The following is a 13,754-nucleotide window of genomic DNA, read 5'->3' on the forward strand; positions in this document are numbered from 1 at the left end:
CCTTCCATTCTTACAACGAGAGGTTAAATCCTACAGTAAAGATGCGTGCCTGTGGATAAACACCGTAGTCTACACCCATTGAGGTGCTGCCCGTACCAATCTCAGGATCGAATCCCCAGTACTTAGTCCAAGTGAACAGGTTCTCGGCACGTACGTAAACGCGGAAGCGTTCGATGCGAGCCTTTTGCGTAAGCTGACGGGGCAGCGTGTAGCCCAGTGCGAGGTTCTTCAGGCGCAGGTAGCTGCCATCCTGTACGTAGATGTCGCTAACCACCCAGTTCTTCGAGTCGCCCAGTTTCAGCATAGGTAACTTGTTCGACGTACCTTCGCCAGTCCAACGATTCAGCACCCAAGTGGGATAATTACCCGATTCAATGTCCTGTCGCCAGGTAGCGTCGAAGATATCGGCACCACTCACACCCTGGAAGAAAAGGTTCAGGTCGAAGCCCTTCCACTCAGCGTTGAAGTTCATACCGAAAGTCCAATCGGGTGTCGGCTTACCAATCTTGGTGCGGTCGTTGCTGGTAATGAAGCCATCGTTGTCCACATCAACAAAGATCAGGTCGCCAGGGTTAGAGCTCGTACCGTATTTCGCATTATAAGCATCGGCCTCGGCCTTGTTCTGCAGCACGCCCGCCGTCTTGTATCCATAGAAGTACGGGAAAGGCTGACCATTCTCGGCACGTGTGCCACCATCGCTGAACTGCGAGATACCGTAGTTCAGGAAACCGGTGTCGTTACCCAGGTTCTTCAGTTTGTTCTTCAGATAAGAGGCGTTACCCTTGATAGCGAAGTGAGCATCGCCCACGTTCCACTTGTAACCCAACTCAAACTCGATACCACTGTTCTCCATGTCGCCGACATTACCGATAGGCTTGGTCTCGCCGACATACGATGGGATAGGCATGGTCATCAGCATACCGTTGGTCTTCTTGATATAATAGTCAACGGTGAAGGTCAGTTTATTGTTCCAGAATCCGAGGTCGATACCCAAGTCGGTCTGCTCGCTCTCTTCCCACTTCAGGTTCTCGTTGGCCAGTCCATTGGCTTTCGAACCGTAGACCATGGCTGCCTGACGTCCGAAGTAGTAGTTGCTGGTGCCACCTGTGGTGGTCAGCACCGTGTAGCGGAAGTCACCGATATTCTCGTTACCGTTCTTACCCCAACTGGCACGGAACTTCAGGTTGGTCAGCCAGTCGCGTGTGCTCTCCATGAACTTCTCGTTCATGATGTTCCATCCAATTGAGAATGAAGGGAACACACCATATTTATTATTCGATCCGAATCGGCTCGATCCGTCACGACGGATCGTGCCTTGGAACATATATCTCTCGTCGTAGTTATAACTCAGACGTGCAAAAAGCGATGCAAGGTGATGCTCAACGTATGGACCGGCCCATCCATTGACCAGACTCTTCACGCCTGTGATATGTCCATCAGCATCGGTAGTCGTCTCAATGCTACCGCCAGTGGTATAGTCAACATATGGCTTACCTATGTTGATCAGGTTCCAATGCGATGCACCTACATAGCTACCCTTGTACTTCAAGGCACTCTGTCCCAGCACAACACCTATCGAGTGCTTGCCAAACTCCTTATCGTAGGTCAGGGTGTTCTCCACCTGCCACTGTGTGGCATTGGCCTTCTCGGATGAAGCCTGCGTATGGTCGGAGTTGTTGTTACCCGAGAGGTAGTACTTCGTAACCGTTGCAGCATCGCTGCCCCAGAACGACTGCTCTGCGCTCCATGTAAAATGATACTTCAGGTTATCCCACAGCTGCAGGTCAATCGCGAACTTAGGCATGAACTTATGACTCCAGCCCTTGCTGGGGTTGCCCTGCATCATGGCGATGGGGTTATTCTGCTCCTGATAGCTACCCACATAGTTCGGAATCGTATAAGGATCACCGTTAGCATCGCGGTACAGATCATACGCGCTATAACGGTCAATCATATCCTGAGCCACATCACCCGTGAGCGTTACTGGCAGCAATGGAGCCAGATAAAGGGCAGAACCCAGAGGCGAGCCCCATGTAGAGTTGGTATCGATGCCAGTACTATGCGTACGCATATAACTGAGGTTGGCGCTGATATCAAGTTTGTTCAGGAACGAACGTTCCTTAGAGTCGTCAAAGATATTGAACTGGTTGTTTGAACGTAGTGTCAGACGATCATAGTTCGAGCGGCCATAGTTTCCACCCACAATACCATCCTGAGTGTAATAACCCATAGAAAGGTAATAGTTAACCTTCTCGGATGCACCGCTGACAGACACGTCGTGTTGTACGACAGGGGCATTATCGTTAAACAACAGTTCCTGCCAGTCTGTACCGAAGCCTACGATCTTATTACCATTGGCATCGATCAGGTTGTAAGGGTCGGCATACAGGGGTTTCTGTCCTCCGTTCACATACTTCTCGTTCTGCAGGATGGCATAGTCGGTAGCGCTGGTCACATCACGGTGCTTCCATGCGCTCTGGCATCCGTAGCTGAAGTTATAGTTAATCTGGGTTTTACCTATCTTACCCTTCTTGGTGGTAACCAGAATAACACCGTTGGCGGCACGGGCTCCATAGATAGCGCCCGAGGCTGCATCCTTCAACACCTCGATACTCTCGATATCGTTGGGGTTTACGCTCTCAAGACCATACTGGTCGGCAGGCATACCATCAATGATATAAAGTGGGTTGGTGTCGTTGATTGTACCGGTACCACGCACACGTATCATCGACTGCGATCCAGGCTGACCATTGGCCGACGTGACGTTCACACCTGCTGCCAAGCCCTTCAGGGCATCATCGGCGCGCAGACGGGTCTTTCCTTCAAGGTCCTCTGAGCTAACCTTGGCGATAGAGGCGGTAACCACACTCTTCTTCTGCACACCGTAGCCGATGACGACCACATCTTGCAGTGTCTGTGCATCTTCCTTCATCGTGATGCGCATGTGACTGCTGGCCTTCACCTCTTGAGTGGTGTAGCCGATATAAGTAATAATAATAGGTGTACCCTCGTTGACCTTCAACGTGAACTGACCATCAAGATTGGTGATGGCACCGTTCTGAGGATTACCTTTTTCGACAACAGAGGCTCCGATTACGGGCTCTCCGCTCTCGTCGATCACAGTTCCCAGAATTCCCTGGGCAAAAGATGTCATCGACACCAGGAGTGCCAACAACATCATCATGAACCTGCTTTTTTTCATACTTTGTCTGATTATTGTTAATATTTAAGTTAGAATGTAGCCATCAGTTTTTCTCTTCCTCGACATGGGGGCCGGTCATTTTCAGGTATGTTATGAAGGCCTATCTCGTCTTGTAGCTTTCCGAATGCAAATTTATATAAAAAAGAGACTCTACTCATGAGCATGAATCAGAAAAGTGGATTCGCACGCCACACAAGAAAGACTAAGACGTTTATAATCAGACATATAAAAAGTCCACCCTTTCAAAAAAGAGTGGACGTAATATAGAGGTGTATAAACTACATTAATGATGCATTCTTTACAAATGCATGGTTTCAGACTTTATTCTCATCACGATGTACCACCAGTCCGAAGCCGAAGAGTCCTACAATGACATAACAAACCAGAGGGATGATAAAAGGGATGACGAGGTTCGTCGCATCGGCAATGATACCCACAAGCAGGAAACCACAACCGCCCACAGGGGTCATCATCAGAATCGACGAGGCACTCTTCGTCAGACTGCCTAAGTCGCGGATGGCAAGAGAGAAGATAGTGGGGAACATCACCGCCTCGAAAAGATAGATACCCAACAGGCCGATCATCGAGTACATACCGAAGTTCATGAGCACCAGCATGGTGCTGGCTACACAACCACAGGCACAGATCAGGAGCATGGTCTCGGCCGGGAGGCGACGCATAATCAGACTACCGCCAAAACGTCCCACCATGAAAAAGGCCAGAGCACCGGTCAGCACCATGGAGGCCGTACGATCGTCCATCCATCCCTGTCCGGTGACATAGTTAATGAAATAACTGTTGATGGATATCTCCGCTACCTCATAAGCGAGTAGTGCTATCAGACCATAGACGAAATAACGCTGCTTCCAGATTCGCAATAACGGCTCACGTCCATACTTTGCCTTCTCCTCCAGTCCGTCGTCATGCCGGATCTCCGGCAGGTTCACCCTTGAGAAGAGTAGTGCGATCACCAACACCACCATCCCGAGGATCACATATGGCAAGGCCACACTCCCCTGTCCGTTGCTACCAAACAGGAACTGTCCCACGGCAAACGTGGCGAAGAGGCAACCCAGTCCGTTGAACGACTGTGAGAGGTTCAAGCGACTGGAAGCCGTCTCCTTGGCACCCAGTTCTGTCACATAGGGGTTGGCTGCAGTCTCCAGAAAGACCAGCCCACAGCTGATGATGAAGAGGGCAAAGAGATAGGCATAGAGTGTACCTGCCTCGGTACAGGGTACAAAAAGCAGCGACCCGATAGCGAATAGTAACAGTCCGAAGACGACACCACGGCGATAGCCGAAACGGTTGATGAACAGACCGGCAGGTATTGCCATCAGGAAATAGCCCATGTAGGTTGTCACCTGTATCAGCGACGACTCGGTGATGGAGATATGCAACTGGTTCTGGAAGTGCTTGTTGAGCACATCAAGGATAGCTCTTGCAAACCCCCAGAGGAAGAAAAGGGTGGTAATCAGGATGAACGGTACCAGATAATTGATGCCGTTCTGACGGAACAATCCGTTTTTTTCGTCTCTCATGCTGCAAAGGTACGAAAAGTCGAGAGCAAAACAAAGAAACTTGTTTCTTTTTTACCGAGACGAAGTATCTTTGCGCTTTCTAAGCGCAAAGATACAAAACATAACAACAATCTTTATTTCACGATCTCTCCGTCGAACAGACGGATGACACGATGAGCAAATGAAGCATCGTGTTCAGAGTGAGTCACCATGATGACGGTCGTACCCTCACGGTTCAACTCCGTCAACATACTCATCACCTCGGCACCGTTCTTCGAGTCGAGATTACCCGTCGGCTCGTCGGCAAGGATCATTCTCGGATTGAAGACAACGGCACGGGCGATGGCCACGCGCTGCTGCTGACCACCTGAGAGCTGATGAGGGAAATGTCCGGCACGATGAGCAATATTCATCCGGGTCATGATGTCCTTGACCCGCTGTTTACGTTCTGCCTTCGGTACGCCCAGGTAGGTCAATGGCAGTTCGATGTTCTCTGCCACGTTGAGCTCGTCGATCAGGTTAAACGACTGGAACACAAACCCGATCTCGCCCTTGCGCACTTCCGTGCGTTCCTTTTCTTTGAGGCCTGCCACCTCACGGTCGCCGATGAAATACTTGCCACTGGTGGGGTTGTCAAGCAGACCAAGGATGTTCATCAATGTCGACTTGCCGCAACCGGAAGGTCCCATCACGGCCACGAACTCGCCGTCGTTCACCTCAAACGACACATTGTTTAAAGCAATCGTCTCCACCTCCTCTGTGCGGAACGACTTACACAGGTTTTCTACTTTAATCATAACTATTATTTCTTTATTATTTTATTCTGTTTTCAGATAATCTACAGGGTTACTATTGGCAATCTTATAACAATTGGCTACGACCACGATCACAATTACGATCAAGAGAACGAGGATACATAGCAAGAAATAGATCGGATTCAGCGACACTCTCTCAGAGAACGTCTGTAACCATTCTTTAGCAATATAATAAGCGATTACCGCTCCCAGGACGAGTGCCGGTAGTGCCACCACCGTCACGTCCTTGATGAACATCCGTAGGACGTTGGTCAACGTGGCGCCGTTCACCTTACGGATAGCGATCTCCTTACGTCGGCGATTGACCTCGTCGATGACATAACCGATAAGTCCGATCAGCGAGATTAACAGAATCATCAAGCCACAGATCATCACGCCCTTACGGAAGTGGTTCTGAACAGTATACTGTTCCCACACATAGAAGCTATAGGCCGTCACGTCAACCTCATGATTCGGGTAGAGTTCCTCCAGACGATGTTTCACCGTCTCGATGTTCTCAGGTGTCAGCTTGTGGAATTTGACCATCTGATGCGTTGCTCCATTGCTTGAATAGAAGAGCACGCTTGGGCGCTGATCGGTATACATCAGCGAACCGATACGATAGTTTCTATACACACCACAGATCGTGTGGAAGACATCGCCACTGGTTAGTACATTGTCGTTGGCCAATGCCGCAGGACTCATGTTATGCTCCGTTATAGAGATCCGCTTGCCAACGATACTACCCGTCCAACCAACAGTTTTCTTCATTTTTTCTACAAAGCGCTCATCGACCATCACCTCGTGGAGAGAGTCGCTATGTGCCGTGAAGCCACGACCTTCTACGATGGGGATGTTCATCAACTGGAAATAATTGTCGGTGACTTCGTACTGATCGGCCACGTTGAAGAGTTCCTGGGCTTCACCAGGCAGATATATGTTATTGCCACTGGCTCCATGGATAGGCAAGCTATGAGCCGACGAGACCATCTCTACCTCAGGCATCTTACGGAGCTCGGTCTCTGCTCTCTTACGTGCGGCTCTATCAACACCATTGACTGTTACCACGGCCAGATTCTCGTAGTCGTAACCGGGATGATCGTTTACCATCATCTGATACTGACGATGCACCACCATCAGCAGACAGAACAACAGACCAACTGCCAGGAACTCGAAAGCCAACAGACCAAGTTTCCAACGATGCTTCGCCTCACTCACCCCACGGAAGGCTGCCGTCACGGGAATCCGTGCATAAAGCCAACCCGGTAGCACGCCACCAACGAGGATCACCACAAGAACCATCAGTCCCAACAGCCATGCACCACGGTTGAATATCAGTACCTTAAGCGGCGCTGAGATCAACTCCTCAACCGTACCCTTACAGAGAAAAAGTAATAAGGCAGCTACACCAATGCCAAGTACCACATGGACTATAGCCTCTGTCAACACAATCGCGTGGACGTTCTTCGGGGTTGCACCATAGCACTTCCTGACAGCCATTTCACGGAAGCGTCCGACCATATTACCAATCACGATGAGCAGGTAGTTCATCACCGTTGAGAACAGAAGGATGACCGCCAATAGCGACATGATCCAGCACATACGCTTCACAATATCCGATTGACGATAGGCATCCGAGATCTGGGTAAAACTGAAATCCATATCTACGCCCGCCTTCTTTGCTTCGGCAAACTCTCCATGAGCATCTTTCATCTTCTGTATATTCGGCTTCAGATCCTCGGGCTTCACACCTGACTGCAAACGAACATAGGAATGAAAACGGTCTGCTCCAATCCACATATTGCTAAAATCCCTACTGGCCTTGAAGGTATCAAAAGCAAGTATCACGTCTATCCCATGGAAGGACGAGCCGTAGGGGAAGTCCTCATAGACCCCGCCTATCGTCAGGTAATCCTCCTTTTTATTCTTATTGGTCAGATGCTTGCCAACAACATTTCCACCGCCTATCTTCTCGGCAAACGAGCGACTGACAACACAATGCATTGGAGTGTCAAGCGACTTCTTGAGATCGCCATGCACAACACGATTGCCAAACACGTCAAAGAAGCCAGGATCTGCAATCGGGATGGTGAGCTTAAACTCTTTCTCATCATCGGTTATGAAGTACATGTCGTAGATTGCATCACCTATCTTTGTGGCAGCCTCGATCTGAGGACAGTTATCTTTCAATCCTTTGGCGATAGCGCCCGAGGTCTGGGGATACTCCTTATACTCCCCGTCATGAACAATCATCTCATTAACGAGGTATGTCCTCTCATGATTCGGGAACCATGTATCATACGTCTGTTCGTAATACACCTCGGCTATTATCACGGCACCCATCGCCATGCCGGCACCAAGACAAAGGATTTTCACGATGTTGTGCCGTCCCTTACGAGGGATATTCAGCACGGCCATTTTTAAATTCTGTAATAGTTTCATCTTTATCGTTACGTTTCTTTTCTTAACACTCTATCAAACGCCGTGCCAGAAACGTAACACACTGATAATCAACATGCGGTATAATTGACGGGCCAAAAACATGTCCAGAAATTAGACACTTGCTGTCTAACTTCTGGACAAAAAAACATAAAGCCATCAGAACTGATAGCCGAGAGAGAGTCCTACTGTAAAATTCTTGGGATGACGACCAAACATCAATGAGGTCAGGACATTGGCGACAGGATTTCCCATAAAGCCAGACCTACAGAGTGGTGTAAGACCATAAAAGAGATTCACACCTACTATAACATGGTTGAGCGTCAGATCGATGCCCTCTGCAACCCCCACATCCCAACGATTAAGTTTCGGATAGTCCACATGACGTTTCTCCTTATCGTAGGCATCACCATAGAAGTCGCATGACTTACTGAAGTGGTTCGCCTTGAAGGTCTCCTTGGCATCTGTGTTCATGACCTCCATGGTAGTCTTCGCATTCAAGCCGTACGCCACATAAGGTCCAAACTTAAATGTGACAAAACACTCCTTTCCTATACGCAAGCGGACCGCCAACGGCACAGGAAGTTCCAGATAATGTAACCGGGTACTATATTTTGCTTCCAGAATCTGTTCGCTACCATAATAGCCATCAAATGTCCACCCCTTCTGTGAGAACAGAAGAGAGGGTTGGATACGTAAAACGCCATCTTCTCTCAAAGCGATATCAGCCGTACCTCCGAGATGATATCCAAACTGGGTATCGATATTGGTCACGCCACCAATGATGGTGGCACAGTCACCTCCGCCCCTCACCTGCCAGTTAACATCCTGGGCTTTCACCACAAGGCCAACACACACCAACACCAGTCCCAACAGACCAACTCTCAATTTATTCATAATGCCTTTATTAACTACTTTTCTTACTAGAACCAAGCATGACAGGATTTCTTGCAAGATTATCCGTTAATTATCCTTAACTCCCATGCCTCGCTCTCATCAGCCGAGCACTGACAGGAGTAAAAACCCTCGCATAGAATTAGTCGTTTTGCAAGATACCGGTATCTGTATCACGATGGTTCATCGTACGCTGGATATCCCGGTACTTACGACCAGACGAGATGGTCCATGAGAGGTTAAAGGTGATCATATTACCAAAGTCGCGGTTATGCATCGTCATCTCTTTCCGGATATAGCGATTGAACACTTCGGCCTTGTTGGAGAGTGGGCGCTTACAGAAGGGATGCTGGACATAAAGTGAGAGCGTAAGTTGACTGAGGCGGTATGAGGCTGTAAAATACCACGCGGGCGCTTGATGTCCCCGATGCTCCCCTTCCATGAAGTTCCACCCATTATCCACATCGGCCGTCAATGTCCACTGGCCCAAATAGGCCTCAAGACCGGCACCGCCGTTGAAGGTGGTATAGGTATGGCAATAGTCGTCGGTGAAGTTGAAGAAACGATAGAGTCCTCCATAGATAGTAGCAGAAAGGATTTCCGGCACCACATCCCAACGGTTATAATCCTGGATGAAAAAGAAACTGCATGAGTTGTCTGCGTTTGTCTGCGTCTGATAGAAATGACCATCCCGACGGGTATATCGTTCCATATTACAGTTGGCGTTCAGACGATAATAGCCCTGCAGTTCCGTTGTCAGACGCGGTGTCGAATATGTCAGGCGCAGATTATGGGCCGTCATACGATTCGGGCGGATGTCCGGATTGCCGACAAGTGTCTCCAAGGCATTCTGTTTGATGCTCACATCGCTCACAAGGGCTATCTGTGAGACGTGCTGCGACACCTCAAAGTCATATTTCACCTTGAGACCACTCGCCAGTGGATAGGTCACAGTAAGTTTGGGTCGGAACAACCAGAAACGATGGTCGTTCTTGCCCTGCCGGTAATAACGGGTGCTCGCGCCAAGTCCTGCCATATAACCGAGTTTACCAAGATGACCTTTCAACTGACCGAAGAGATAGATACCCGAAGAACGCATATCGTTCAAGGCATCGGTATCACCTTCATACCGGTTGTGCACATATTTCTGCCCATACTGAACACCCGCAGAGAGAGTGAAGGGCTGCAGGCGGTTCTCGTAAATAGCCTCGCCCCAAAGACTATAAGTCTGTCCTTGTACCGTATAGTGGTAATCGCCGCCCTCGTTCCTCTCGGCATATTGATTACTATCGATATAGGTACCTACGACATTGGCTGTTAACGATTGTTGATGGGCGAAGTTGCGGTGAAGATAGAGGTCGAGCACAGGAGAGGTGGTACACGAAGACGAATGTTCATCGTAAGTACCATTTTCTATCTGCGTACGGCTATAGGCTCTATGAGGGCTAATGTCTCGTTGAAGACTGAGCTTCGTTTGGAACACATAATCGGAGTCACTCAGATTGTAAGTCAACTGGGTTTGATGACGCAAACTCTTGTTCTGTCCCTCCAACTGTTGACGATGAATCTGTCGGCTTTCTCCCGACTCCAGTTCATAGGTCGCATGCTCTTTATACTCTATCCCTTTGAAGTTCTGATATTTCAATGAATAGCTGGCTCCGAGCTCACTTTTGCCGCTGTTCACCTTACCATAGACGGTCTCGTTACCATTCACCGTGGTAAGCGTATTCGTCAGGTCGGAACCTATCACATAGCCACTAACAGGTTTCTTCACCATGAAGTTCACCACATAGGCGATATCCTCTCCATAACGCACTCCGGGATTATCTAGATACTCGACACGCTCCACGGTCCTCACATCAAGTGACAGCAAGTCTTCCTGTGACGCAATCATATCATTGATACGCACCTGGACAGAGCCTGTATTACTCAATGCCGTGATGGTGTGCATCGTCGGGTCGATACGGAGATGGGGCAACGCGAGTTTCGACAGCAACGAGTAACCATTAGTCGATCCCGCAATCTGTTGGCGCGTAGGATATAACCACAGGCCGTCTGTACGCTGTACCATCCGGGCACCCTGCACGGTCACCCCTTTCAATTCAATTTCTTTCGCATTTTCCTCATTCTGTGCCGTGATGGTCAACACGACCGTCAACAGAGGTAAAAAAAGTAATCTCTTCATATGCTTCACTGTTTTTTCCAGCAAAGGTATGAAGAGATTGTCTCTTAAGGGAAGAATCTGTCTGACATTTGTCTGATATTTACATGACAGTCCTGCAACTATCTGACTTTCAATTCATAGGCGCGTCCCCTTTCGACCTCGATCTTCAGGTCTGAATGCTGTTCGATGATGGGTTTAAGTCGACGTACAAGGGTGTAAAGTGTCTCACTCGCATCCTCCTTCTTCGGCCAAAGGGTATCACAGATCTCCGTCTTCGAGAGCGTATGACCAGGAGCACGGAAGAAGAGTTCCATCAACTGTTGCTGCATCGGCGTCAGTCTGATACGCTCACCTACTTGGTTGAGAAAATGTCCGTCAGTCTCAGAATAAGTGATTCCGCCATAACAGACTATAGGTTGAGACTGTATGGAGACCGGTTGTCTGCGATACAGACAGAACATACCCCATAGCAATGTCAACGTCCACAGCACCGTCGCCGGTCTCTGCTCCGATATAGAGAAGATGGTTGCCACCGAGCATCGGGCCTTCGGGCAAAACCCCTTCTGACAGGTATCCACAGCCAACAGGGCCTTACCTCGCAGTTGTGAAATCTGCAAGTAACTATTGAACACCTGAATTGTGTCGCTACTGATAACATCGCTCCCCTGCGCTGCCAATGTCTTAGTCAGCGCCGTTTTCATATCATTCTCTACTAGGCGCTCCGTCGCCCGATAACTACTGAAACTCGTCAGCCCCGTCACCACGATCAGGGCAAAGAGTATGATGACTGCATGTCTCTGTTTCATCCGTTTATATCATTGATATGATAAATTATTTTATTCTTGGTCTTCCTTATACTTGTTCTGTCCGCCAAAGGTCTTGCTCTTGTAATATGTTCTTTAGCAAATACGTGGCGTTCTGATTGCGGGCAACCCCTTCGGTAATATGATAGGTATAGGTAATCTCATCGGAGAGCTGGATCTCAAAACAGAAGTTGTGGAAGCGCCCAGACTGACAGTCGGCCATCCGTGACAGTTCAAGGTCATGGGTAGCAACGATGCCTGTGACGGGGAGATCTGAGATTGACTGGAGGAACAGACGTGATCCGTTAAGTTTGTCAAGTGAGTTTGTACCTTTAAGGATCTCATCGAGGATGATAAGAGTATGATGATTCTGTTTACAATACCTTATCAGTTGCTGCAAACGTATCAACTCAGCATTGAAATAGGAGATGCCATGTGTCAGATCGTCTGTCGTTCGCATGCTACTGAACAACGAGAATACCGACACCTTCAGTCGCTTAGCAAACACAGGCATTCCGCATACGGCAAGGATATAGTTCACACCGATCGTGCGAAGGAATGTACTTTTTCCCGCCATATTCGCACCTGTGATGATATAATAATGACCATCACTTAGGTTAAAGTCGTTCGCGACAGCCTGACTACCGAGGAACGGATGCGAAATACTTTCTGCTTCATAGATCACCTTGTCAGATTCAACAATCTCTGCATCTATTGCCGACGGTTCGTTGTAACGGAATGTTGCCATAGACACCAAAGCATCGAAATGACTCACGGCTTTAATCCAGTCTTCTATCCGGAAAAGATCATGCTCCCGCCAACGAAGGAAACGCCGTACCAGAAAATAGTCGGAACAAGCAAAGGCATCGGTCAGGAAGAGTCCCAGTTGGTTGCCTCGTCTGTCCAGTCCGTCAAGGATTCTTTGTAACTCCGCAAATGAGGTCAGCGCTCCATGCCCCTCTCCTCCCAACTCTGCGACAATGTCCCTGTTCACCTTACTCTTCAGGTCGGAGTGGACAATGAGTAAGATTAGTGCGATATACTTGCTCAACTGTTGATGGATCTTGTTGACTGCCTTATCAGCCTCTCTCAACGTCCGCACATGAAGGACATAGACAATACAGAACTGAGCCACCATCCAGATAATAGGGATTTTTGCAGCAATGGTTCCAAGACAGGCCAGTACGATGGACAGAAGGAGTCCTGCAATAGCCACGCATACAACCAGCCATGAGATTAACGACTGGGGCCATCTAGGCAGGCGCACCTTCCCTATCCCCTGCAGGGCTTTCAACACCTCGTCTGTGTTGATAACCGACTGCTGACCGTACGACAAGAAACGGGTACGCAAAGGTTCTGCCTCCGCCAACTCACGGATAGCCTCCCGTTTGTCTGATATCTGTTGACAAGACCAGTCATCCTGTTCATTCTTGAATTCATTAGCCAACCAGTCGCTACCCCCTGTCGTGATTGTGCGGTTAACGCGGTTGAATAACGAGTCACGCCCGAAAACATCCAGATCGAACGAATATGGATGCTGAGGATCAACATAGTCCTCTCCATCACCAAACACACTGAAATTCTTATCCAGATAAGCGAGTTCTTTCTGATAGACCCGATGGGTATTCTCCAGTCTCTCCGTTCGGTCACTATTTCTTACATCCTGCCTGCGGATTACGATATACGCCATCAACATCAGCACTGCCAGATACAAACAGGTGTACCCCGTATCTGTAGAGAGATATGCCACGACCGACACTATTATCAAGGCAAACGACACCAGTTCTGCGATGACGAATGTCGTGTTCCGTTTCCTAAGTCTCCGTATCTCTACAGCCAGATTCTCCGCCTGTTGCTGGTAGAACTGCTTTCTTTGCTCTTTGTCCATATTACAGACAAAGGTAATTATTTCCTCCGAAACATCTGCCTGGCATTAGG

8 protein-coding genes are annotated in these 13,754 nt (G+C 48.8%); all 8 read right to left on the minus strand.

Translation table 11 applies throughout. The annotated features are described in order from the left end of the window. Positions 1-10: 10 nt before the first annotated feature. The gene (locus tag BMY63_RS07640) at positions 11-3,202 is read right to left on the minus strand and encodes a SusC/RagA family TonB-linked outer membrane protein (RefSeq protein WP_091902091.1); all 3,192 of its coding nucleotides are present in this window, start codon (positions 3,200-3,202) and stop codon (positions 11-13) included. A 314-nt stretch (positions 3,203-3,516) separates the two neighbouring features. After that, positions 3,517-4,743, minus strand: coding sequence for a sugar MFS transporter (locus tag BMY63_RS07645; protein ID WP_091902094.1), 1,227 nt, complete (start codon positions 4,741-4,743; stop codon positions 3,517-3,519). Between the two features lie 113 nt (positions 4,744-4,856). After that, positions 4,857-5,519, minus strand: coding sequence for an ABC transporter ATP-binding protein (locus BMY63_RS07650; protein WP_091902096.1), 663 nt, complete (start codon positions 5,517-5,519; stop codon positions 4,857-4,859). A 21-nt stretch (positions 5,520-5,540) separates the two neighbouring features. Next, complete coding sequence (locus tag BMY63_RS07655) at positions 5,541-7,958, minus strand: FtsX-like permease family protein (RefSeq protein WP_091915786.1); 2,418 nt, start codon at positions 7,956-7,958, stop codon at positions 5,541-5,543. 156 nt (positions 7,959-8,114) lie between these two features. Next, positions 8,115-8,852, minus strand: coding sequence for a porin family protein (locus tag BMY63_RS07660; protein WP_091915788.1), 738 nt, complete (start codon positions 8,850-8,852; stop codon positions 8,115-8,117). A gap of 139 nt (positions 8,853-8,991) precedes the next feature. Beyond that, a complete protein-coding gene (locus BMY63_RS07665) occupies positions 8,992-11,034 on the minus strand; it encodes a TonB-dependent receptor (protein ID WP_091915790.1) in 2,043 nt (680 codons plus the stop codon). A 98-nt stretch (positions 11,035-11,132) separates the two neighbouring features. Then, complete coding sequence (locus BMY63_RS07670; protein ID WP_091915792.1) at positions 11,133-11,819, minus strand: helix-turn-helix domain-containing protein; 687 nt, start codon at positions 11,817-11,819, stop codon at positions 11,133-11,135. A gap of 46 nt (positions 11,820-11,865) precedes the next feature. Continuing rightward, the gene (locus BMY63_RS07675) at positions 11,866-13,704 is read right to left on the minus strand and encodes a MutS-related protein (protein WP_091915794.1); all 1,839 of its coding nucleotides are present in this window, start codon (positions 13,702-13,704) and stop codon (positions 11,866-11,868) included. Positions 13,705-13,754: the final 50 nt, after the last annotated feature.

Source organism: Prevotella aff. ruminicola Tc2-24, from assembly GCF_900110895.1.
GTDB lineage: Bacteria > Bacteroidota > Bacteroidia > Bacteroidales > Bacteroidaceae > Prevotella.